The following is a 24450-nucleotide window of genomic DNA, read 5'->3' on the forward strand; positions in this document are numbered from 1 at the left end:
TTTTCAAAAAAATACTATTGACCTATTTATATCTCGCCCTAACAAGCATCAGAAAAATAATTACAAATATATATTGCATTTCAGATTTATTTAATATTCTATTTTATTATCACAGGGCAGAGGTAAGCAATGACACAAGAAATATTGGATGCAATTGATACCGCATATCAGTATGGCAATGCTACTACTGGTGGTAAAAATGCTGACTACATTCCATTTCTGGCGAAAGTGCCAAGTGATTTATTTGGGATATCCGTCATTACTGCAGATGGGCAGTGTTTTAAAAAAGGAAACCATGATTATAAGTTTGCACTGGAATCCATCTCTAAAGTATTTACACTTGCTCTGGTGATGGAAAATATTGGCGCCGATGCTGTAAGAGAAAAGCTCGGCGATAGCCCAACAGGACTACCATTCAATTCTGTACAGGCAATAGAACTTCACGATGGCAAGCCTTTGTCTCCCCTGGTCAATGCTGGCGCAATTGCTGCCGCCAGTCTCGTACCGGGTGATGATGTAGAAAGTTGCTGGGCCAATATTCTTGGCATGCAAAGTCAGTTTGCCGGGCGTTCAATTGAATTAAGTGATGAAGTAAACCGATCCGAACAGGATACCAACTTTCATAACAGAGCCATTGCATGGCTGCTTTACAGTGCAGGCACATGTTATAGCGACCCGATGCGCGCTGTAGATATCTACACACGGCAATGCTCAACCCTTGTAGACTGCGTGGATCTGGCAACGATGGGTGCAACCTTGGCGGCTGGCGGGATCAATCCCGTCACCAAGAAAAGAGTCATACAGGAAAAGCATGTCGCGCCATTATTAGCCGAAATGATGATGGAAGGTCTGTACACATCTTCCGGTGATTGGGCTTACACTGTCGGACTGCCTGCGAAAAGCGGTGTTGGTGGTGGTCTTGTCGCAATTATCCCGGGGAAATGCGCCATTGCTGCATTTTCTCCCCCTCTTGACGAGGCAGGCAACTCAGTACGAGCACAGGCTGCTATAGCCAAGATGGAAGAATTACTGGGCGGCAATATTTTCAAATCGCATTAAATATCGCCACCACAATATTCATCCTTGAATGAATATAAACGGTGTTACCCATCTATCATGGGCAGCACCGTTTTCTTTACTTTGCAAAAACTAGAATCGTGCCACTTGCCTCACCCGGCTGCACAATTATCCTGCCTTCATTTTCAACATAGCTGACGCCGTTATGATCGAGAACGGACCGTGTCTTTCCAAGATCGGCAACACGAATAGCAAGCCCGGCAAATGCTTCAATTGAAGTGTTCTTCAATGTTTCAGCACCATAGAGCTTTTCAGCATCGGCACGCTCATAGACAACAATATCAGCTGAGCGCGGCCCTGTATAAACACGCCACGCGCCATCTTCAGCAGTCGCCTTGCCATCAGCATATAATCGCGCAAAAGCATGAGCCGTTGACGCAGGATCATTTGAAACGACAATGATAGCTGAAAGGCCATTCGCTCCGTTTTCATGTTCGATTAATTCAGGCAGCCACACAGTCTCGCGCGTCTTGTGCTGACACATGAAAACCATGCCTTGCGGCACTTCCTTGTCATCAAAGGAAATTGTCTCAAAGGCAGCCACACCTTCACTTCCATTGGGTAACTTCACCGGGCGGGAAAACTTGCCCACCGCACCCGTTTGAATACCCAATGTGGCTAATTCCCGTTTTGCCTGTTCAGCATTTTCAATACGACATGCGATTGCATGCAGACCTTCCCCATGAGCGGCAAGTTTCTCACGCTGATGCAGATTGCCTTGCGTCTGCGCAACAATGCCAAGCAACTCAAAATAATCATCAGGAAACATGATCGTGTAATTGCCGGTTCCTTTTTCCTTGCTGTGAAGCCCGCGGGGGCTCAACGTGAAACCAAGCCGTCTATATTGCTCCGCACTTTTATCCAGATCATTGACCAGAAGAAAAACATGATCGACACCTTTTACAGGATGAGACATGCAAAGAGTTCCTTTCGCTTGATTTAATCAGCAATTGAAGGTCCCTTGTAAGGACTGATTGCCCGGCGAGAGATAGTGCATGGAGATTTTACAAGTTCAAGCTAACAAAGGTAAAATTGTCATGGAAGAGGGACTTCTTCTCTTCATTTTTTTGAAAAAACCAGAAGTATTTTTCAAAAATAATGCCCAGAACACTCCTGTCTAGCAATTTCATCCCATTCAAATACAAAAAATGAAACTTATTAACACCCGCTATCCGGTATAATTTACCAAAATAATTATAGATATTAGTTTATCTTGACAATATAGCAGCAAATTATAGCATATCAGTGCTTGCGTGATACATTTGAACTTCAAGACGGCTTTTTGAACGATTTCAAGGGCTTGAACAATATCGGCCATTGCGGGAAAAAGAGGCTTTAAAGCCCTCCCTCAACGTCCTTCAGGGGAACAGAATATGCATATTAGAAAAGCCGGCCTTGGCTTGTTTCTTGCCGCTTTTTCGCTCGCAACGGCGTCCTCCCACGCCGAAGAAGTGAAACGTGGCGGCTCGGTCATCGTACATATGAACACCGAACAAGGTGTTCTCAATCCTGCATTGCGTGCATCCACGGGCGTTTACCAGATTACTGGCCGCATCATGGAGCCATTGATCGACCGTACTTATGAAGGCTATGTGCCAGTCTTGGCAACAAGCTGGACATCGTCGGAAGATGGCAAGGCGATCACATTCAAGCTGCGCGAAAATGTGCGCTGGCATGATGGCAAGCCATTTACCTGTGATGACGTCGCATTCAGCGCAATGAACCTGTGGAAGAAGTTGCTCAACTATTCAACGACACTTCAGGCAAATCTGGAATCCGTTGATTGCACAGACCCGCATACGGCAGTTTTCAACTATTCCAAGCCAATGCCGCTGGAGCTTCTGGTTGCAGCAATGCCGGATCTTGGTCATCCAGTGCCAAAGCATCTTTATGAAGGCACCGATATTCTCAAGAACAAGTATAATTCGGCACCTGTTGGCACCGGACCATTCAAGTTTGTTGAATATGAGCGCGGCCAGCATATTATTGCCGAGCGCAATGATGATTACTGGCGCGGCAAGGAATATCCTTATCTCGACCGCGTGATCTGGCGCTTTATGCCGGACAAGGCTGCTGCCGCTGCAGCCCTTGAATCGGGTGAAGTGATGGAAACTGCTTTCAACGGCATTTCCATGTCGGATACCGAGCGTCTGCAAAAAGATGGTCGCTTTGATACCGGCACAAAGGGTTTTGAAAACAACGTCGCGCATTCAACCGTTGAATTCAATCTGCGCAACCCCATCCTTGCCAATCTGAAAGTGCGTCAGGCCATCTATCACGCGCTGGATATTGATTTCGCAATCAAGAACATCATGCGTGGCTATGCAAAGCCGGGCCGTGGTCCTATCCCAAGTTCGGGGGGCATCAACTACACGGATGATGTCCAGACCTACCCTTATGATGTGGAAAAAGCCAAGCAGTTGCTCGATGAAGCCGGTTATCCAGCTGGTCCAGATGGCATCCGCTTCAAACTGCGTCACCGTCCTGCTCCATGGGGCGAATATACGCAACTCTGGGCAGAATATTATGCGCAAGCCATGAAGGAAGTCGGCATCGATGTCGAAATCCTCACCAATGACGCTCCGGGGTTTCTCAATGGCGTTTATCGTGACCATGATTTCGACACAGCGAGCGGCTGGCATCAGTTCCGTTCTGACCCGGCGGTTTCTACAACAGTTTGGTTACGCTCAGGTGCACCGGTTGGCACAGCCTGGTCAAACCAGTTCGATTACAAGTCAGACGAGATGGACAAGCTGATCGATCAGGCCGCATCTGAACTGGATCCGGCAAAGCGTGCTGAACTCTATCACCAGATTCAGAAGCTTGAAATGCAGGATCTGCCGGTTATCTTCGCAATCGAGCATCCGTTTGTCGGCGTAACCAACAAGATATTGAAGAACCATCACAATACACCGCGTTGGGATTCTTCAAGCTGGTACGATCTCTGGATCGATCAATAATCACACGCAGACTGTTGCCGGAAACCCCGGCAACAGTCTATGTCCTTCTCAAGAAAAATGCTTCAAAAGCCTTTGCAGGATAGCCCGCAATGTCCCTGCCCCCGATCCTGAGTTTTGCGCTTCGTCGCATCTTACAGGCAATACCGGTCATTCTTCTTATAATGGTCGGCTCGTTTCTTCTTATCAAGTTTGCGCCCGGTGATACCGTGGACGCCCTCGTTGGCGACATGGGTGGAGCCGATCCGCAATTTGTTGCAAATCTGCGGACCGAATATGGGCTTGATCAACCGATATGGGTTCAGCTTTGGCTTTATATGACAAAGCTCGCCCAGTTCGATTTTGGCTGGTCTTATGTCTATGAACAGCCTGTATTTGATGTTCTGAAAAACCGGCTTGTACCAACATTATTGCTTATGTTGTCCTCGCTCACTGTGGCTTTTGTTTTCGGCATTGCACTTGGCGCTTTTGCGGCGCGTCGTGCTTACTCCCTGACCGATAATGCGATCTCGACACTCGGGCTGATTTGCTATGCGATGCCGAGTTTTTTCCTCAGCCTCATTCTGATGTTTGTCTTTTCTGTCAAACTTGGCTGGCTGCCGGTAGGCGGTTATAAAACCATTGGCGGCTTTTACTCAGGCTGGAAAAATGTCTGGGACATTGCCGTGCATCTGGTGATGCCAACCACCGCACTCTCCCTGATCTATCTCGCCTTCTATATGCGCCTGATGCGGACAAGCGTTCTGGAAGTTGAAGATCTGGATTATGTGCGTACGGCCCGTGCAAAAGGCGCAAGCGGCGCACGGCTCATGTTCCATCATATCATGCGCAATGCTTTCCTTCCGGTTGTGACGCTCCTGGGGCTTCAGTTCTCAACCGTTCTTGGAGGCTCGGTGGTGATTGAAACAATCTTCTCACTGCCCGGCCTTGGCCAGCTCGCCTATACATCGGTCATCAAGCGCGATCTCAACACTTTGATGGGTATTATCTTTTTGTGCTCGATATTGGTGGTCATCGTAAACTTCATCACCGATCTCATCTATGCGCGACTTGATTCCAGGATCGAACTGTCATGACATCTCAGGACCTTTCCCTTCCTCGCCCTCAGGCTTCCCGCGCACGCATCCTGTGGCAACGTTTCAGCCGTAACCGCGCTGCTGTATTGGGGCTTATTCTGTTTATTATCGTCGTAGTGATTGCAGTCTTTGCGGATATTATTGCCCCGGGCGATCCACTGCGCCGTGCCGGAAACCCTCTGACATGGCCTTTCGTTAATGCTGCAACACCGCTTGGCACCGATCAGCTCGGGCGCGATATTATGGCTGGCATAGTCCATGGTGCGCGTATTTCGCTGCTGATTGGTGTGGTCGCAACCATGATATCGATAGCCATCGGAATTATCATTGGCGCACTGGCTGGATATTATGGCGGCTGGGTTGATGACAGCTTGATGCGTGTCACAGAAGCTTTTCAGACAATTCCAAGTTTTGTGTTGCTGCTGGCACTGGTTGCAATCTTTGGCTCATCCATTGAAAATATCATCATCTGCATCGGTATTGTCTCATGGACGGCGCCCGCGCGTATGGTCCGTGCCGAGTTTCTTGCCCTGCGCAAACGCGAATTTGTCGATGCAGCACGTAATCTTGGCGTCGGCAATCTTTCAATCATCTTCCGTGAAATTCTGCCAAATGCTCTGCCTCCTGTGATTGTCTTTGCCTCGGTTGTCATGGCAACGGCAATTCTGATGGAAAGCGCCCTCGCCTTCCTCAGCCTTGGTGATCCCAATTATGCAAGCTGGGGCAATATGATTGGTCAAGGTCGCGCGGTTCTGCGTACCGACTGGTTCTGCTCAGTCATTCCCGGCATTGCAATTCTGCTCACCGTGCTTTCCTTCAGCCTGCTTGGTGAAGGTCTGAATGACGCACTTAATCCAAGGCAGAAAAAGAAATGACTACGGCTCCCGTTCTCGAAATCCAGAACCTGCAAATTGCGCTACCAAAAGGGGCTGACCGTCCTTTTGCACTGCAAGACCTGACACTGAGCATCAAGCCAGGTGAAATCGTTTGTCTGGTTGGAGAAAGTGGTTCCGGGAAATCCCTTTCAGCTGGCGCTATCATGCGTCTGCTGCCCGAACCGCATGTGCGTGTCACCAATGGCAGCATCAGGCTTGAAGGCACCGACCTTTTTTCACTCAACGAAACCGAGATGAAAAAGCTGCGCGGCAACCGCATTGGCATGATCTTTCAGGAACCTATGACTGCGCTTAACCCGCAAAAGACAGTTGGCTGGCAGATTGATGAAGTCTTGCGCCTGCATACCAGCCTCAACCGCAAAGAGCGCCGCGCGGCGGTGCTTGATATGCTTGATGAAGTTAAAATCCCTGATCCTGAATCAGCATATAACGCCTATCCGCATCAGATATCAGGTGGCCAGCGCCAGCGCGTCATGATCGCCATGGCCCTGATTTTGAAACCGCGTCTTATCATTGCCGATGAACCGACAACTGCACTTGATGTCACAACTCAGGCACAAATCCTCAAGCTGATCCGTGATCTGCAACGTGAGCACAATACGGGTATTTTATTCATTACCCATGATTTTGGCGTGGTCGCGGAAATTGCTGATCGTGTAGCGGTCTTGCGGCTTGGAGAACTGGTAGAAGAAGGCCCAGCCGGGGAAGTTCTCAACCACCCGCAACATCCTTATACAAAGGCGCTTATTGCGTCCGTTCCGGCATTGACACCACCGGCTGTCAAGACATCAGTCGAAAGCCAGCCAGTCATTCTCAAGGCCGAAAATCTTTATAAGACATTCAAGGCGCAAGGCGGGTTTTTCAGTGGTAAACGCAGGGCTGTTCCGGCAGTCAAAGACCTGTCTTTTATACTGCGACAAGAGGAAACCCTTGGTGTTGTTGGCGAAAGCGGGTCGGGCAAGACAACGGTTTCGCGCATTGTCACGCGCCTTCTGGAAGCCGATAGCGGGCGCGTCGATGTGAATGGCCGTGACTTTTTAAGCGCAACTGCGCGTGAAGTACGCAACATGCGCAAAGATATTCAGATGGTCTTTCAGGATCCGATGGCTTCCCTTAACCCGCGCCGCCGCGTTGTCGACCTTATTGCGCAAGGCCCGATTGTTCATGGCGTACCGAAAAAGCAAGCGCATGAAAAAGCGCGTGAATTGCTTGAGCTGGTCGAGCTTTCACCAGCCGCAGCCGACCGGTTCCCGCATGAATTTTCCGGTGGGCAGCGTCAACGTATCGGCATTGCGCGCGCTCTCGCACTTGAGCCACGTATTATCGTAGCCGACGAACCTGTCTCTGCTCTTGATGTTTCAGTGCAGGCACAGGTTTTGCGTCTGCTGGCCGATCTGCGCGAACGGCTCAATCTTTCGCTTCTCTTTGTAACGCATGATTTGCGTGTCGCAGCCCAGCTTTGTGATCGCATCATCGTCATGTCGAAAGGCGAAATCGCCGAAACAGGACTAACGACAGAGGTCTTTGCCAATCCGCAACATGAATATACCCGACATCTGCTGGCTTCCATTCCCGGCAAAGACTGGACACCACCCCGCCTGGACAGCCCGAAATAACTCATGTCATGCGCGGCTATAATGGCTGCAGCGTAAATATCTTACAGAACCGAACGTATAAGCCAGACTGTCGAACATTCATGTGAAAGGTAGATCCATGAATCAATTGCCAATTCTCGAACGACGCCGCATTGAGGCACTCGTTCTCAAAAATGTCTATGAGGTCCTTCGTGAGCGGTCAGGCGAAGAAGAAGCTCAGGCAGCAATCGGCGAAGCCGTAACGCGCTCTGCGATTGATCAGGGGCGAAATTTTGCTCAAGAGCTTGGCCGCACGCCAGATTTGCAGGACTTTGCCGATATTCTGCCGCTCTGGACCAAAGATGACGCTCTCGAAATCGAAGTGCTGTCGCAGGATAAAAATCATTTCAATTTTAATGTAAAACGTTGCCGTTATTCGGAAATGTATCGCGAGATGGGGTTGGGGCATATTGGCCACCTGCTATCCTGCAATCGCGACGGCGATTTCTGCATCGGCTATAACCCGGAAATGAAACTTGAGCGCACCCAGACCATCATGAAGGGCGCAAGCCATTGCGATTTCCGCTACAGCCTTGAGACAAAAGAACAAGGAGCCTGAAATGCCGGTTGAAAACTGGACTGCGAACCAGCTTGACGAACTCATCGCCTTCCGCCGTGATCTGCATGAAAACCCGGAACTGCTCTATGATGTCAATCGCACGGCGGAAAAAGTGGCGGACGCCTTGCGTGCTGCCGGTCTTGACGAGGTCGTAACCGGTATTGGCCGCACAGGTGTTGTCGGTGTCATTCGCGGACAGACCAACAAATCAGGCCGTGCAATTGCACTGCGTGCCGATATGGATGCGTTGCCTATCCTTGAAGAAACAGGGGCTAAATGGGCCTCTAAAGTGCCCGGGAAAATGCATGCCTGCGGTCATGATGGTCATACGACCATGCTGCTGGGTGCTGCCCGTGAACTGGCAAAGAGCCGGGCCTTTGACGGCACAGTCATCGTTATTTTCCAGCCTGCGGAAGAAGGCGGTGCCGGTGCGAAGGCGATGATAGACGACGGTCTTTTCAAGCGCTGGCCGGTCAACGAAGTTTACGGAATGCACAATCGTCCAAATCTTGAAGTTGGCAACTTCACGATCAATTCAGGCCCGATCATGGGGTCGGTCGATGTGCTGGATATTACAATCGACGGCGTTGGCGGCCATGCAGCTTCGCCCCATCATACAGTCGATCCAATTCCGGTTACGGCAGCGCTCATTCAGGCAATCCAGACATTAACCTCACGCACCATTGACCCACTCGATTCTGCCGTGATCTCGATTACCACTATTCATGGTGGTGATGCTTTCAATGTCATCCCACAGTCAATCAAGCTGAGCGGAACAGTGCGCACATTGCGCGAAGAAGTCCGAAACCATATCGAAGAAAAACTGTCCCGCGCCGTGCAGGGTATTGGTGATGCTTTTGGAGCAAAGGCAACGATCGATTATCAGCGCAACTATCCGGTAACGGTCAATCACGAGCACGAAACAGAACTGGCTGCCCTTGCAGCAGAAGCGGTTTCAGGCGCTGAGCGTGTAACCCGCGATATGCCGGCAACGCTTGGCGGTGAAGACTTTGCCTTCATGCTCAATGAAGTACCCGGCGCGATGATCAATATCGGTAATGGTCCAAGTGCCAATCTTCATCATCCCAAATATGACTTCAACGACGATGTCATTGTATGGGGCTGCTCATATTGGACGACATTGGTACGTCAAAGACTGCCACTCTGATTGTCACAAGAATAAGAATATTAGAGCGCCGATCTGATTGGATCAGATCGGCGCTCTAATATTTGCAGTGCTATTTTCAGACTATGCACCCAGCCTGAAATGATTGCTTGCATGAGAAATTCTGGAAAGCAGACTTTCATCATGGCTGATCGCAACAACACCCAGTTTGTACTTGTCAATAAGCGCCAGCAACAGATGCCATATCTGCGATTGAGCAACCGGATCAAGTGCCGAAGTAATCTCATCAGCGATCAGAAAAGAAGGCTTCGCACCAAGCGCACGCAGGATTGAAACGCGCTGCAATTGTCCACCCGATAGCTCATGCGGATAACGATCATCCCAGTCGCTTTCGATGCCAAGCAAATGAGCTAAGTTTGTATCGACCGGTCCCGGCTCTTCGATAATCTTTTTGATCTTCCAACGCGGGTTCATGGCGGTCAGTGGCGACTGATACAGATATTGTACCGGCCATATCTTATGTGAATCTGATCTTTGTGTATCAAAGCAGACTTCACCTGACGTCGGACGCTGCAACGCTCCCAGAATACGTCCCAGGGTAGTTTTACCACAACCCGATGGACCAGTGATGCAATAGATCTTACCAGTGCTCAGTTTGAGCGAAACATTTTCAAAGACAACATGCTTGCCAAAAACAGCACTGACATTTTTCGCTTCAAGCATAGGCATTAAAGTCATTCTGAGGCAAAGCGCGCCAAAGTGATTGCGCATATTGGGATGTCAGGGCTTCACCATTTCCGCTGAAAGCAGATGTCGGTGCAACACAGCAGAGCTTTCCGTCTTGCAAAATAGCTATCCGGTCTGCGTAAGACAGAACAGACACCAGATCATGCGTTATCAAAAGAGCTGCACCGCCCTTATCAGCATGATTGCGCAATTGATCCAGAATAATATCGCGATTATCAGGGTCCAGCCCGGCTGTCGGTTCATCGGCAATAAGCAGCTTTGCACCGCCAGCCATTGCCTGTGCCATCAATACGCGCCGTGCCATACCGCCAGAGAGTTGATGGGGATAAAGCTCAATGACAGTATTATCCAATCCAACTCCATTCAAACGCTGTTCAATCATCGATGGCTTCCCACCACGTTTTGCTGCCCAGCGCACAAGATCACCGACATTGGCCGTTGGATCAAGATATGTGGTTTGCTGGGGTAACAGTGCAATATCGCGGCCCCGCAACTGACGAAATCTGTTTTCATCAAGCAGGTTTCCTTCAAAGAAAACATCACCTGTCATCACAGAATTATTTGGCAACAGCCCCAGAATAGCGTGTGCCAGCAGGCTTTTCCCGGCTCCCGAATGCCCAACCAGGGCAACAATTTCACCAGCGGCAACCGTCAACGATACATCAGATAATCGCGTCATCAAATTCTGACTAAAAAGTCCATTGTAGCGCTGGAATGAAACGGAAAGTCGGTCGATTTCAAGCATCATATATGGGCCTCTTTTGGGCTGATAAGGCGACGCAATGCATTGGCGAGCAGATCGAAACACAGCACCATAATCAACAGTGCCAGACCGGGAAAAACAGCGAGCCACCAACGGCCACCGCTGATATGTTGCATGGCTTCCGACAACATAATTCCTATAGCGGGACGCGAGGGCTCAAGACCAAAACCCAGAAATGTGAGACCCGCCTCATGAAGAATGGCATGCGGAAACATCAGCAGAAACCCGACCAGCATCTGTGGCAACAGATGCGGCAGGATATGGTTGAGAAGGATAAAGCTTCGGGATTTACCGAAACTGCGAGACGCTTCCACCCAGGGCGCGACGCGAACCTGAATAAGCTCCGCCCGCAAAATACGTGCAAAACGCGGCCAGTGTGAAATTGCAACCGCGATGATAACTGCATTCGTACCACCACCCAGCGCAAAGCTGATCAGGATAAGCAGGACCAGATGCGGCATGGCGAGCATGGCATCGATCACAAAGCTTCCAATCGCATCTGCTGCTTTGCCAAAACCGGACAAAAGAACAATCACCAGCGCAATAAGCACTGAAAAACCGGCAGCAAGAATACCAACTCTTAAACTCAGTGTCAGACCATGCAATGTACGAGCCAGCATGTCACGGCCCATCTGATCGGTTCCGAACCAATGCGCAAATGATGGCGGCAGATTGCGTATCGCAAAATCAGAACGAATACCTATCGTGCCATAAGCCCAGGCAGCAATTGAAATTGCGGCGATGACAGCCAATGCAAATACGGCACTGATTGCGGCTCGGACACGCCCATTAAGCGGGAAAGACATCATGCTTCCCCCTTTAACCGGGGGTCAACGATACGATAGAGAATATCAGCGATCATATTGCCTGTTGAGACGACAATCGTGGTCAACATGGCAATGGCCAGAAGTAAAGCCACATCGCCACGAATACCGGCTTCAACAGCAGCACGCCCCAGCCCCGGCCATGCGAAGACCTGTTCTGCAAGAATGGCTCCACCAAATATTTCGCCGATTGAAGCAAACAAAACAGTCAAGGCAGGCAAAGCCGAATTACGTATGCCGTGGCGCAGAATAATATCACCCTGACCTGCGCCCTGAGCGCGCGCAAAGGTGATATAGTCCGATTGCAGAACCTCGATCAGCTTGGCACGAGAATGCAAAGCAATCTGTGCGACACCAAAAAGTGTCAAAGCCGTCAAAGGAAGAATAAGGTGCTGCAACCGTTCCAGAAAAGTGACCTCACCTGACGGAACACCTATCGGGCCCGCACAACAGATTGGTGTCCAGCCCAGTTTTACCGAAAACAAGGCAAGCATCAGCATTGCCAGCCAGAAAGTCGGTGTTGCAGCAAGCACATAGCAATAAAGCCGAATGATACGGTCTGGCCATCGCCCCTCATAGGCTGCTGAAAGCAAGCCCAGTGCAAAGCCAAGAAGCCCGGATAACAGCCAGGCCAGGCCCGTAAGCGTGAGCGATGCACCGATGCGGGTGCTCATCACTTCCGCAACCGAACTGTTGTAAGTAATGCTAAAGCCAAGATCACCGTTTAGAATATTTCCTGCCCATCGCAAGAATTGTTCATAGCCCGGGCGATCCAGCCCCCAGATTGCAGCAATCTGCATTTTCTGTTCAGGCCCGACATAGGCCATGGCCGGACCAAGATAAGCATCCACCGGATCAATAGGCGATGCCTTCATCAGCAAAAATACTGCAAAGGCAACGCAAAAAACCAGCGCACAAAGACGTAAAATGCGTATTGAAATCAGAGTAGCAATGCTCGCTCTCACTCGCAGGTCCACCGCCAGTTTGCAATTGTTGCAGTGACTGGCCAACCATGCCCGTGTGGCTCAATCTGTGTTTTTCCAAGATCAAGACATTTGTTCACAAAGTAAACATGGTCAAAATTAATGAGCCAGGCCCATGAATTATCACCTTTCAAACCATAATAATCAGCGGCTTCTGACCAATATGGCATGGAGTCTTCAAGGCTGCCTGCACCCTGTGCCTTCTCAAACAGCTCCTCAACCTTCGGATTGGCATAATAGCTGGGGTTCATATATTCAACGCCACCAAGCTTTTCGGCAAACAGGCTGTATAGCTGGTATGGTGAGTGGCTGCCAAAGCCAAAAACGACAGGCTCGGAATGCATAACGCGCCCGATCGCATCCCAACTTCCGCCCTGTGGCGTGGCTTCAATGCCAAGAGGACGTAACAACTCAGCCGAAGTTTCTGCAAGCGCCTGTCGTGATGCATCACTGGCCGGATAATTAATCGCAAACACAGCTCTTACACCATTTTTCGCCCGGATACCGTCATCGCCAGCCACCCAGCCCGCCGCATCAAGAACTGCCTTCGCACCATCGAGGTCAAACTCGATACTATCCGCCTTTCCTGCCCATGGCAGCCCGTCAGCAGGGCCAAATGCCGGCGTACCATGGCCATGCAAAGCCACATCCACGACCAGCTTGCGATCAATACCCATATTGATCGCCTTGCGGATAGCAGGATCTGACGTCACTGCATTTCCGACTTTGCGGCCATTAATTTCATGCGGCTTGGTGAATGGAAGGCTGAGACCTCTATTATCAACGGTCTGAACAGACACTGCTTGAAAGCCATTCGGAACCGCATCGGCAAGTTGTGCGGGCACTGCAACCATATCGACTGCACCGGCATTTGCTGCGGCCAATCCCGGTGCTTCACCGGTAAAGAGAAAAGTGATTTTCTGAAATGGTCCTTTGTCGCCGTAATAAGCATCATTACGCTCAACAATAAGCTGCTCGCCTTCATTCCAGGCTACAAATCTATAAGGCCCGGACCCCACAGGTTTGCGCCCATAATCAGGGCCATAAGAAGCTGCCGGTACAATACCAAGCGTATAGAATGCTTCAACAAAGGTAATCCATGGCTTGCTTAAGGAAATCCGCACCGTATTTTTATCAACGGCCTCAGCTTTTTCCATCACACTCAAATCAATCGCATTGGCAGATTCCTTTGCTTTATTGAATGTAAACGCAACATCTTCTGCCGTAAGCGGAGAACCATCAGAAAACTGCACATTATCGCGCAGCTTTATGGTCCATATTTTGCGGTCGTCGGATAGTGTCCAATTCGTCGCCAGATCGGGTGCTGTATCAAGATTAACATCGCGGCGAAGCAATGTAGACTGAAACAGTGGATTGCCATAACCTCCCCAACCAGCAAGTGGGTCAAATCCATTATCCGGCTCGCCACCAATAGCCAAAACCAGGGTATCTTTTGGTTTGGCGTAAGCCGAGGTCACAAAAGTGCATGCAACAATCGCTGCAATCGATACCGATATGAAATTCATCCCACCCTCAAAGTATGACAATTATATACAATAATCATACTTAAACACTTTTTGTGAGGCAATAACTATTATTGCTAAAATAAAAGATTTTTTCTTTAAGTGCATGAGAAGACAAAAGAAAAGCCCGCAACAATCAGATGCGGGCTCTCGCGTTCATTTTGCTGATGATCTATTTTTTCATGCCCCACAGGCTGAACGCATTTTCTCCATAGAGATTGTCGTCCAGACCTTCGAGTTGCACTTCATCAGACACGCGCAGATGACCAAAAGCATCCAGGATTTTCAGCAATATCATCGTAATAATCCAGGCATATACTGCAACGATAACCACAGCCATAACCTGAATACCAAGCTGGTAAGCGCTTGCCGAAACAGCATTGATGTTTGAACTTGCGGTCACACCAATCAAAATTGCACCCGTCATGCCGCCAACACCGTGAGCACGCCAGACTTCCAGCGTATCATCGATCTTAAGCCATTTCTGGACATATTTTGCATTAAAGCAGACCGAAGCGCCGATAGCGCCGATCAGCAGGGCTGTCATTGGCTCAACATAACCCGCAGCAGGGGTAATGGTTGCAAGACCCGTTACCGCACCAACAAGCACGCCTGAGAAAGAAGGGCGTCCCGACTCTTTCCATTCCCAGAACATCCAGACAAGCATGGCAATCGATCCCGCCAGCATGGTGTTGGTGAAAGCATAGGCCGCCAATGCATTGGCGGCATATGCACCGCCAGCATTGAAACCGAACCAGCCAAACCAGAGCAATCCGGCGCCAATGGCCACGAGAGGAAGGCTTGCAGGCTGAGACTCTTTCTGTCCTTCAGCAAGCTTGCGCTTGCCAAGATATTTGGCTGCCGCAAGTGCCGAGAAGCCAGCAGAAGCATGAATAACAATCCCGCCTGCAAAGTCGACAACGCCGAGCTTGGCAAGAAAGCCGCCGCCCCACACCCAATGCGCTGCTGGCAGATAAACCAGGATTGTCCAGAAGGCGATAAAGAACAGATAAGCACCAAACTTGAAACGCCCGACAAATGCGCCTGTCATAAGTGCCGGCGTGATAATCGCAAACATCATCTGATATGCGAATACCAGAATAAAAGGGACATTGGGGGCATAGGCCGGGTTTGGCTCAACACCGACGTGATACATGCCAAAATAAGTGGTGACGTCACCAATAACGCCACCAACTGTTGGACCAAAGGCCAGACTGAATCCCCCGAAAACCCAGATCAAACCGATGACACCCATACAGACAAAATTCTGTATCATGATAGACAAGACGTCACGCTGGCGAACAAGCCCGCCATAAAAGAGTGCGAGAGCCGGCGTCATCATGCACACAAGCGCCGTACAAACTAGAAGAAAAGCTGTATCACCAGCACTAATAGATTGCATGTTCTTTTCCTTCAGAACTGAAATTCAGAGCCAATGGTCCTGTTTCAAGATTATTTATCGCTGACAAGATGTTTGGCAACCGGCTTATGTGGATGCGGCGCAAACAGTTTCTTCGGCGCGATAAAGAGATACAGAGTCAGCACATAAGGCGCAGTGAAAGACGGCAGCCCCATTGGCGCCATGACCACATCATAAGCACCCTGAATAAAGACGGTCGTGATTGTCGCAAGCGCTGCGTAGACAATAACCTTTCCATCAGTTTTCAGGAAAATCACGCCAACTGCAATCGCCGTAAGCACAGAACTGAAACCATACAATCCCTGAACAACTGTTGCAGGATCAGCGCGCATGGCAATTGCTGTTATCATGGCAATCAATGATCCGAGAGCTGCAGCAATACCCGCCGGTCTTGAAGCAATGAAAATGCCGATTAGGATCAGCGCACCACTGATTTCATTGCCAAGCAGGAACACCTGCGCAATGTTGCGGAAGAAAATCTGCACCAGTTCGATATTTGCCGGAATTATTGCTGCGCCCTGAATATAATCAGAGACAAGCTTCGGACTATCACCCGTCACATCCAGTGCGCCAAACGAATAGGCACCGGCGACCATGAGCCAGCCCGTCAGCACAAATGGGCCTGTTGAACCCGGAATACCCCAGCTTTTCGTGAGTGTGGCACCAAATGTAGCTGTTATAACCGTACTTACTGCTGATCCTATAATAATATAGAACCATAGCTGTGGCGTGGCTGCGATAAAAGTTGGCAAGGCAACGCCAACAAGAATACCATTGAAGCCAAAAAGACCTGACTTGATGGATGGCTTGTCACAGTCCAGAAGCTGGGCTGTCAATGTTGCAACAATAAGGCCAAGAATTGCACCAATTGTCGTTGCCCAAACACCCGTCGCATAGGAGGCATAGGCAATTGCCGCAACAAACATGAGACCGGTGAAAGCGTTTTCCATGAAGAAAACCTGACCGGCACCACGCAAACAGGTCATCGGGAAATTATCCGTCTTCTCTGCCATTTCAGTATCCCCTCTCAATCGGATCGATACGTAGATAAAATAATCAAGAGCGCACAATGCGCATCCAGAAGAACGCGAGACACTTCAACGCCAGAGAAATTCTTCCGGCAAAGTGCGACCGCGGGCTTCTTCTCTCACTATCTTCCAGAAATTTCGCACTTCAGCACGCACGTCATAGCTCTCGATACCAACCGCACGTAACATGAGCCCTGCATTATTAGGCAGCATGGATACACCCGATATGGCCCGTGGTGCTTCGGTGCCAAAATTCACCTGCACACGCTCTTTAATCCGTGCCGCGACATCTGGTGGCGTGATGCAGACTATATTGGCAAAAGCATCAAAGCCCCGCATGACTGCCGCAAAGTCTATTGTTGGATTTCCTTTTTCAATCAGAACCTTATCTGTGAAAATCCGTTTTCCGTCCGGGCGTTTTACTGAAACCATCATCGATAACAGATCAAAGCCGAAACGCTCGCTTTCATGATGATGCTTGCGTCCCGTCATCATCATCTCGCCATAAATCAGCGTCGCACTTTCATCGATCACAATGTCGGTATGGTTGATAAAGCGGGAATCGCGGTAAGGAATAGTGAAGTCAGGCAGATATTCGAGATATGCACCCGCTTCCACTGTCACTGTCTGATATTGCGAAGCATAATTCGCGTCCATCCGATGAACACGATTTGCACCCTGTGATGTCACCTGCGCACAGGCACCCTCACCCACATGAATATCGATCTTGTAGCGGTCGCCCTGCAAGATGCCGCCACCAATCGAGATGATCGAGCAAATCGGCAATTCAGGCATCGCCTCGTCCCAGTAAAGCGCCTGCTGCACCAGAAGCGGTGCTACACGATAGAGATCATGCAGCACAGAACGACCATTGCGGACAGAGAATCCCAATCGCAACTCGCCGATTTTCCCCGGACCGGCAGCACGCATTTGTGCTGGCTCGGATTTATACGAGTTCAGCTCTCTGGCAGCATCAAGCCGGCTTAGTCGCTCGTGAAGACTCATGATCTTACCCAGCAGCTTTTGTGGCCAGAACGGGCTTGACGTCAAATAGCGCCATATCAAGAATGAGCTGTATCAACTCATCAACACCTTCACCGGTCTTGCAGTTGGTGAATACAAACGGCTTCTTGCCACGCATCAGTTTTGAATCGCGATCCATTACTTCAAGACTTGCACCAACATAGGGCGCGAGATCCTTTTTATTGATAACAAGAATATCAGACTGACAGACGCCAGCACCATTCTTGCGTGGAATCTTGTCACCAGCTGCAACATCGATCACGTAGATATAAAAATCGGCAAGCGCAGGGCTGAAAGTCAGCGTAAGATTATCGCCACCCGATTCAATCAGGATAACGTCGCTATCCGGGTATTTTTCTTCCAGCTCTTCAACGGCCGCGATGTTCATGGAAGGATCTTCGCGCACAGCCGTATGCGGGCAAGCGCCGGTTTCAACACCGACGATTTTTTCTTCAACCAATATTCCGTTCAGCGTGCGACGAACCTGTTTCGCATCTTCCGTCGTCACAACATCATTGGTGATGATCAGCGGCTTGATACCCATTTCGATCAAACGTGGCGTAATTGTTTCAATAACTGCCGTCTTGCCTGAACCGACAGGTCCACCAATACCAATTCGCGTAATTTTCTTCATGGTTTATTCCTGTTTCAATAGATGAGAGCGTTGTGCATTAGATCGTATTCACAGGGTCGCTCTATCTCTTTATTTTCACCCATGACGTTACCGGAAAAGGATTCCCACTTTTCCGCAACATGCTGATTCAGTTCATAAATAGGCGGACATGCGTTTTTGTATGATGCGCAACCAGAACATCGAAAACCGGGGCAAAACTTGACATCTCATCAAGCGCAAGGCCCTTGATATCTTGATAATCGCTCTCAACCCGGCCTTGAGACGCAAACAATATGCGCTGTGTATCCAGATGATCGATACGCATCAGCCGCACTGCCGCGCTGAGGATCATCGATGCAACACCATATTGATGAACGACAAAAGCCTGTCGCTCATCAGCCCCCATATGCGCCAGCGCCAAAGCCTGACCAATGGGAAAACATCCTGGTGTCGCGCCGGATTTAATGTCTTTCAACCAACGCTCAAGCGGAGGAAAATCACTGATCTTGAGAGAAAGTTCAGCAAATTTTTTACCCATTCGAATGAGCATCAGCTGCTGTTCTTCACCAACCCGACGATTCCAGATTTCATGATCAGCAGCAATTACGCTTTCATAATCACCAGCCAGAATAGCCCTATGGGCATGAAGAAATGCAATGCCATCCATATGAGCCGCCTGCCGAACAACCAGCTCGACAAACTTATGCAGACTTTCCGGGTTTGTCACAACCTCGGTTTGCAGAGCAGATTCAAGCCCGTTTGAAAATGCGAATGCGCCAACCGGCAGGGTTGAATCCGAAAATTGCAGCAATTTCGCCAGAAGAACCATGTTCTGAGAAGAATGTGGTTCCTTACTCTTCGTGCCTGACATTACTTACCTATGATCGTGCGCGTGATTGTGATCATGCGTATGATCGTGGTCATGCTCATGTGTATGACTGTGTTCATGGCTGTGGCTGTGGCTGTGCCCATGTTCATGAGGATGTTCATGCTCATGTCCATGGGAATGCTTGTGTAGATCATGATGGTGATGCGGGGTCGCATCTGCACCAGCAAAAAGCATCCGCACTTCTTTGGCATCCAGCTTTGATGCGATTTCTTCACCAGCGGCAAAGTAAGTCTTTACCCGGTCAAAAGCATGAGTGCGCATAACAGAAGCCATTACTTTCTGATCAACAGAAAGCGGCACATAAACTGTCGTTCCCTTGATCACTGCTGGCCAATGCTGATTGCCAAGACCGTGACCAAGTTCAAAACAAATACGCAGAATTTCCTGCGGGGCCAGATCTTCAAGACCCTGAAGCTCAATGACCATTACTTCCTTGAGAGCGATGCGTGCCACAACAATAAGTTTGGCATCTTCATCATAATGAAGAACATCACCATCCTGCAGGTGCTCGGAACGAGGCAGCGAAATAGCAAGCTCGACACCACCCTCGCTGGCTTTACGCAGGCGGCTTTTGGGAGCTTCCCACTGTTCAAGCGCCAGATAATCAACCTGCGCATGATGTGAACGATCATGCCACACGGAGTCTTTAATATTACCGAGTGTTTTCTCAACGAGAATCATATTCCCTCCGCGAAGCTCAAGGCTTCATATCGACGGCTGAAACATGCTGTAAAAGACATCTTTCAGCCGCTACCTGTATAAAAAGTGGGAGAAGCTTCCTCCCCCCACAACATTTCACATCAGCTAAAGAAATGAAGCTGTGTCAGAGGAACAGTAGTCGCAGGCTCAACCGTAGCGTGCTTGCCATCCACAGTCACCGCAAAGGTTTCCGGGTTAACTTCAATGGTTGGCAACGCATTATTACGAACCATTGATCCCTTGCTGATGGAGCGCGTTCCATAAACTGGAACAACCTGAGACTTCAGTCCATACTGATCGACAATACCATGTTCAAAACCAGCAGCCGAAGTAAAGGTAACGCGCGTTTTTGGCAGTGCTGATCCATACATACCATACATTGGACGATAGATAACTGGCTGCGGTGTTGGAAGCGATGCATTCGGATCACCCATCAGCGCCCATGAAATCATGCCGCCCTTGATGACCATTTTCGGCTTGGCACCGAAAAATGCTGGCTCCCAGAGCACAAGATCAGCCATCTTTCCAACTTCAATGGAACCAACGACATGTGAAACACCCTGGGCAATCGCCGGGTTAATGGTCACTTTGGACACAAAACGCAGCACGCGCTTGTTATCGTTTCCAGACTTGTCGCCCTCGTAGGCACCAAAGCGCGTCTTCATCAGATGTGCAGTTTGAATGGTACGCGCCCAGTTTTCACCAACACGCCCCATTGCCTGACTGTCACTCGACAGAATGGAAATGGCACCAATATCATGCAGCACATTTTCAGCTGCAATCGTTTCAGGACGCACACGGCTTTCAGCAAAAGCAACGTCGGTCGGAATCTTCGGGCTAAGATTGTGACAGATCATTGTCATGTCAAACAATTCAGCCTGCGAATTGATACCATATGGCAGCGTCGGGTTCGTCGAGCTTGGAATGACGTTGGACTGACCTGCAACACGGATGATGTCCGGCGCATGTCCGCCGCCTGCACCTTCTGTGTGATAAGTATGAATGGTGCGGCCTTCAAAAGCAGCAATCGTATTTTCAACGAAACCGGCTTCATTTAGCGTATCGGTATGGATACAGACCTGCACGTCATATTCATCTGCAACACTCAGCGAAGTGCGGATGGCTTCAGGTGTACTGCCCCAGTCTTCATGAATCTTGAGACCCATGGCGCCAGCACGAAGCTGTTCTTCAATAGTCACAGTTGACGAGGAATTACCCTTGCCAAGAACACCCGCATTGACAGGCCAGCTATCAAACGAGCGCAACATCATTTCAATATTCCAGGTGCCCGGCGTAATGGTCGTGCCGTTGGTTCCGTCCGTTGGACCAACACCGCCACCAAACAATGTCGTCACACCATTGCTGAGTGCAGCTTCAGCCTGCTGCGGCGAAATGAAGTGCACGTGCGCATCAAGCCCGCCCGCAGTCAGAATGAGATGCTCGCCCGAAATTGCATCTGTTCCAGGTCCAAGCGGCAAAGTAACGCCAGACATAATCGATGGATTGCCGGCCTTGCCAATCCCGTAAATCAACCCGTTTTTAATACCAACGTCTGCCTTGATGACACCCTGAATAGGATCAACAATCGTAACATTGGTAATAACAAGATCAGGTGCGCCAGCAGCGCTTGTCAATTCATTATCATAGCCCATGCCGTCGCGGAGCGTCTTACCACCACCATATACGGCTTCTTCACCATAAACGCGGAGATCTTTTTCAATCTCAATATAAAGATCAGTATCACCCAGACGGATTTTGTCGCCAGTGGTCGGACCATATAAATCCGAATATTGTTGCCGTGAGATTTTAGCCATTTCAGTATCCTGTTCGCTGATGTTGGGGCAAGCGGTTACGACTTGTTTTTAAAGCCGTAGCGCTCGACGCGCTCCATTGCGTCCGTCAGACGCGGGCGGGATTCATTGTAGCTTTCTTCGCCAACCCAGCCATTTACCAAGCCATTAAAGCCAATAACGCGCTGCTTGCCCTGATATGGGACAAGAACCACCTGCTTTTCATCACCAGGCTCAAAGCGCAGCGCAGTTGTTGCCGGGATATTTAAACGCTTACCAAAAGCCTGTTCGCGATCAAATTCAAGATCGGAATTCACTTCAAAAAAGTGATAATGTGAACCAACCTGAATCGGACGATCGCCAGTATTACGCACTTTTAAAGTTGTTGTTGGATAACCGGCATTGATCTCGATATCGCCATCACCCAGAACCAATCCTCCAACAGGAGTCTTCGCTTTATCTGCAGCCATAACTAAGCCTCACTATAGGATTACTGAATTGGATCATGAACGGTGACAAGACGGCTGCCATCTGTGAAAACAGCTTCGACCTGCACATAAGGGATCATCTCAACAACCCCGTCCATCACATCATCTTTGGTGACAGTCTTGCGCGCCAGCTCCATGACCTCTTCAAGGGTCTTGCCAGCACGCGCACCTTCAAGAGCTGCAGCAGCAATCAAAGATACCGTTTCAGGATGATTGAGCTTCAAACCCTGATCCTTGCGGCGCTGTGCGACAATCGCCAGCGTATGAATCATGAGCTTATCAATCTCTCGCGGCGTAAAATGCATGCGTAACCTCCGTGCAAAGAAAGGAGAGCTGTGCCATAGATATGAATCACCATTACCCCCCTGACAATAAAACCAGCATATACGATACTATCAATACATTTTGTGGGTATCAATATATATTTTAGTGTAATTTAATTTAAAAGTTAAATTTATATTTAACAAGTAAATATACACACCAACAACAATGAATTGTCATAGTCTTTAAATAAGGACGTTACTTAATCTATTTAAATTTTGGTTAAATTCAAAGCTTAGTTAATAGATATATCCATGATGCGGCCATAGCCATACACAAAACCATAACAATAATACCCACCCTGGAGAACTCTGCAAAGGATATTTTAACTCCTCTTGCAGCGGCTTGCTCAACAACAATAATCCCTGCCAGGCTGCCAAAAATAATCATATTGCTTGAAAAACCTGTCCCTAATGCCAGTGCTGCACCCAGCGCATCAGATCCTGGACCGGAATGGAGATAGGGAATAAGCAACATCACTGCGGGATTATTGCCGACCAGATTACTTAAAACACCACCTACGAAAAACAGTGAAATCGGCTCATTGAGATCAATTCCCGCTTCACCAAAGTGATTAAGCAAATTTTGCGGCAAACCAGTCGATGCAATGGCGGCATTAACAATAAATAACCCCATGATTAAAAGCAGTAGATCGCCATCAACATGCTGCAACATATCTTTCGACGAGATTTTTCGACTGATAAGAAGTACACCGGCACCAGCCAGAGCAATCAGTTCCCGTGGCACGTCGCTTAAAATAAACATACCGATAACAATCAGTGCAACAATCGCCGTTTTGACTGTTTCAAGCATGTCCAATGATACGGTTTGGGACATATCATCGCCCGGCATTACCTTTTGCGCCAATGTCCACTTCTTGCGATAGGCAAAAACAATAACACCCCAGACAATAGGCAAGGACACAATTGCCGGCACAGCTGCAACACTCAAAAAACCATTGAAGGACAGATTCAGCTGCTGGGCAGTTATCATATTCTGAGGACTGCCAATCAATGTTGCGGTTGACCCGGTATTGACTGCAAAACAAAATGCCAACAGAAACGGAACAGGATTCAGCCCTCTAGCCATAGTGACCGACACTAATAAGGGCGTCATGGCGACGGCCACGACATCTTTTGTAAGAAAAGCAGAAAACAATGCTCCGACGCCAACCAGCACACCAACCAGCAAGGGTGGGGATAATGGCAGTTCCGCTACACGCTTTGCTGCCCATCCATAAAAACCGGACACAGAAAAACTGGCTGATACAACCATCAATCCAAAAAGCATACCAAGTGTACGGTAATCAATCGCATTCCATGCAGCCTGAGCCGTTATGCTGCCTGCAACAAGCATCGCCAAAGCGCCAATAAGGGCAGCGCCGGTACGGTCGACTTTAAATCCAGGAAGAGTTCCACAGCCCATCGCAAGATACACAAGCAGGAAAACGATGACTGTCAGATCCATATTCACTCACTATCAAACAACGAGATTCTGCTTCGGTTGAACACTAAACCAACACGTCCATCTAAATCAATGATTTCAATATGATATTCTTATGATTTCCGACTATGGTGACTATGATGCCCGTGATGAGGAATAATCGAAACATCGCCGTAAACAACGGCACGCTGCGAAATAATTGAATTTGCAAAATCTTTCACGGCTTTTACATCACCACGCAGAAGACTAACCTCAAGACAAAGTTCTTCATCCATATGCACATGCAAAGATGCAACAGACATATCATGATGCTCGTGATGTGAGGTGGTCAGCTTTTTAGCCAGATCACGTGCATCATGCTGGTAAACATAGCTCAGCACACCTACACATTCGCTCATGGCATTAAATTCAATGGCCGTTTCTTTTATGCTTGCGCGCACAAGATCGCGCACTGCTTCTGAACGATTGGCGTAGCCTTTCATAGCAATCAAAGCATCCAGCTCTTCCATAAGATCATCATCGATGGTTATGGTAATTCTCTGCATCTGCTATTCCTCCAACATTAGGATTC

The 24450-nt window shown here is 49.0% G+C and carries 24 protein-coding genes; 7 read left to right on the top strand and 17 right to left on the bottom strand.

Annotated features, from left to right (window positions below; translation table 11 throughout):
- The first annotated feature begins 129 nt into the window (after positions 1–129).
- Complete coding sequence (glsA, locus tag FHY56_RS15280) at positions 130–1059, top strand: glutaminase A (RefSeq protein WP_140906017.1); 930 nt, start codon at positions 130–132, stop codon at positions 1057–1059.
- Between the two features lie 76 nt (positions 1060–1135).
- On the opposite strand, the gene FHY56_RS15285 is transcribed toward glsA, so the two are convergent.
- Positions 1136–1993, bottom strand: a complete 858-nt coding sequence (locus FHY56_RS15285) for a VOC family protein (RefSeq protein ID WP_140906018.1) — start codon at positions 1991–1993, stop codon at positions 1136–1138.
- 457 nt (positions 1994–2450) lie between these two features.
- On the opposite strand from FHY56_RS15285, the gene FHY56_RS15290 reads away from it, so the two are divergent.
- The 6 genes from FHY56_RS15290 (at position 2451) to FHY56_RS15315 (ending at position 9367) form a co-directional block, all read left to right on the top strand.
- On the top strand, positions 2451–4037 hold the full coding sequence (locus FHY56_RS15290; RefSeq protein WP_140906019.1) for an ABC transporter substrate-binding protein: 1587 nt from the start codon (positions 2451–2453) through the stop codon (positions 4035–4037).
- An 89-nt stretch (positions 4038–4126) separates the two neighbouring features.
- Complete coding sequence (locus FHY56_RS15295; protein WP_140906020.1) at positions 4127–5110, top strand: ABC transporter permease; 984 nt, start codon at positions 4127–4129, stop codon at positions 5108–5110.
- Complete coding sequence (locus tag FHY56_RS15300; protein ID WP_140906021.1) at positions 5107–5985, top strand: ABC transporter permease; 879 nt, start codon at positions 5107–5109, stop codon at positions 5983–5985. Before FHY56_RS15295 ends, FHY56_RS15300 begins: the two co-directional genes overlap by 4 nt.
- Positions 5982–7622: an ABC transporter ATP-binding protein gene (locus FHY56_RS15305; RefSeq protein ID WP_140906022.1), complete on the top strand. Its 1641-nt coding sequence runs from the start codon at positions 5982–5984 to the stop codon at positions 7620–7622. Before FHY56_RS15300 ends, FHY56_RS15305 begins: the two co-directional genes overlap by 4 nt.
- A gap of 97 nt (positions 7623–7719) precedes the next feature.
- On the top strand, positions 7720–8199 hold the full coding sequence (locus FHY56_RS15310; RefSeq protein ID WP_140906023.1) for an L-2-amino-thiazoline-4-carboxylic acid hydrolase: 480 nt from the start codon (positions 7720–7722) through the stop codon (positions 8197–8199).
- 1 nt (position 8200) lies between these two features.
- The gene (locus FHY56_RS15315; protein WP_140906024.1) at positions 8201–9367 is read left to right on the top strand and encodes a M20 aminoacylase family protein; all 1167 of its coding nucleotides are present in this window, start codon (positions 8201–8203) and stop codon (positions 9365–9367) included.
- Positions 9368–9448: 81 nt separating this feature from the next.
- Here FHY56_RS15315 and FHY56_RS15320 read toward each other — a convergent pair whose 3' ends face one another.
- From FHY56_RS15320 to nikR, 16 genes are all read right to left on the bottom strand, one after another.
- On the bottom strand, positions 9449–10054 hold the full coding sequence (locus FHY56_RS15320) for an ABC transporter ATP-binding protein (protein ID WP_158447774.1): 606 nt from the start codon (positions 10052–10054) through the stop codon (positions 9449–9451).
- Positions 10041–10820, bottom strand: coding sequence for an ATP-binding cassette domain-containing protein (locus FHY56_RS15325; protein ID WP_140906026.1), 780 nt, complete (start codon positions 10818–10820; stop codon positions 10041–10043). Before FHY56_RS15325 ends, FHY56_RS15320 begins: the two co-directional genes overlap by 14 nt.
- Complete coding sequence (locus FHY56_RS15330; RefSeq protein ID WP_210240062.1) at positions 10817–11644, bottom strand: ABC transporter permease; 828 nt, start codon at positions 11642–11644, stop codon at positions 10817–10819. The genes FHY56_RS15325 and FHY56_RS15330 overlap by 4 nt, the downstream gene beginning before the upstream one ends.
- Complete coding sequence (locus tag FHY56_RS15335; RefSeq protein WP_168927615.1) at positions 11641–12534, bottom strand: ABC transporter permease; 894 nt, start codon at positions 12532–12534, stop codon at positions 11641–11643. The genes FHY56_RS15330 and FHY56_RS15335 overlap by 4 nt, the downstream gene beginning before the upstream one ends.
- An 86-nt stretch (positions 12535–12620) precedes the next feature.
- Positions 12621–14168, bottom strand: a complete 1548-nt coding sequence (locus tag FHY56_RS15340) for an ABC transporter substrate-binding protein (RefSeq protein ID WP_140906027.1) — start codon at positions 14166–14168, stop codon at positions 12621–12623.
- 169 nt (positions 14169–14337) lie between these two features.
- Positions 14338–15567, bottom strand: a complete 1230-nt coding sequence (locus FHY56_RS15345; protein WP_140906028.1) for an ammonium transporter — start codon at positions 15565–15567, stop codon at positions 14338–14340.
- A gap of 50 nt (positions 15568–15617) precedes the next feature.
- Positions 15618–16598, bottom strand: coding sequence for an urea transporter (gene yut / locus FHY56_RS15350; protein ID WP_140906029.1), 981 nt, complete (start codon positions 16596–16598; stop codon positions 15618–15620).
- Between the two features lie 84 nt (positions 16599–16682).
- Positions 16683–17618 (bottom strand): urease accessory protein UreD, encoded by a 936-nt coding sequence (locus tag FHY56_RS15355; RefSeq protein WP_140906030.1) that lies wholly within the window; start codon positions 17616–17618, stop codon positions 16683–16685.
- A 4-nt stretch (positions 17619–17622) separates the two neighbouring features.
- Positions 17623–18270 carry an urease accessory protein UreG gene (gene ureG, locus FHY56_RS15360; protein WP_140906031.1) on the bottom strand — a complete coding sequence of 216 codons (648 nt, stop codon included), beginning with the start codon at positions 18268–18270 and terminating at the stop codon, positions 17623–17625.
- A gap of 127 nt (positions 18271–18397) precedes the next feature.
- Positions 18398–19120: an urease accessory protein UreF gene (locus tag FHY56_RS15365; protein WP_235889515.1), complete on the bottom strand. Its 723-nt coding sequence runs from the start codon at positions 19118–19120 to the stop codon at positions 18398–18400.
- Positions 19121–19123: 3 nt separating this feature from the next.
- Positions 19124–19819 carry an urease accessory protein UreE gene (gene ureE / locus FHY56_RS15370; RefSeq protein ID WP_140906032.1) on the bottom strand — a complete coding sequence of 232 codons (696 nt, stop codon included), beginning with the start codon at positions 19817–19819 and terminating at the stop codon, positions 19124–19126.
- A gap of 119 nt (positions 19820–19938) precedes the next feature.
- A complete protein-coding gene (locus tag FHY56_RS15375; RefSeq protein ID WP_140906033.1) occupies positions 19939–21651 on the bottom strand; it encodes an urease subunit alpha in 1713 nt (570 codons plus the stop codon).
- Between the two features lie 35 nt (positions 21652–21686).
- The gene (locus tag FHY56_RS15380; RefSeq protein ID WP_140906034.1) at positions 21687–22097 is read right to left on the bottom strand and encodes an urease subunit beta; all 411 of its coding nucleotides are present in this window, start codon (positions 22095–22097) and stop codon (positions 21687–21689) included.
- Positions 22098–22117: 20 nt separating this feature from the next.
- On the bottom strand, positions 22118–22420 hold the full coding sequence (locus FHY56_RS15385) for an urease subunit gamma (protein WP_140906035.1): 303 nt from the start codon (positions 22418–22420) through the stop codon (positions 22118–22120).
- Between the two features lie 244 nt (positions 22421–22664).
- Complete coding sequence (locus tag FHY56_RS15390; RefSeq protein ID WP_140906044.1) at positions 22665–23903, bottom strand: ArsB/NhaD family transporter; 1239 nt, start codon at positions 23901–23903, stop codon at positions 22665–22667.
- An 89-nt stretch (positions 23904–23992) separates the two neighbouring features.
- Positions 23993–24424 carry a nickel-responsive transcriptional regulator NikR gene (gene nikR, locus FHY56_RS15395; protein WP_140906036.1) on the bottom strand — a complete coding sequence of 144 codons (432 nt, stop codon included), beginning with the start codon at positions 24422–24424 and terminating at the stop codon, positions 23993–23995.
- Positions 24425–24450: the final 26 nt, after the last annotated feature.

It is taken from the genome of Brucella gallinifaecis, assembly GCF_006476605.1.
Classification (GTDB): Bacteria; Pseudomonadota; Alphaproteobacteria; order Rhizobiales; family Rhizobiaceae; genus Brucella; species Brucella gallinifaecis.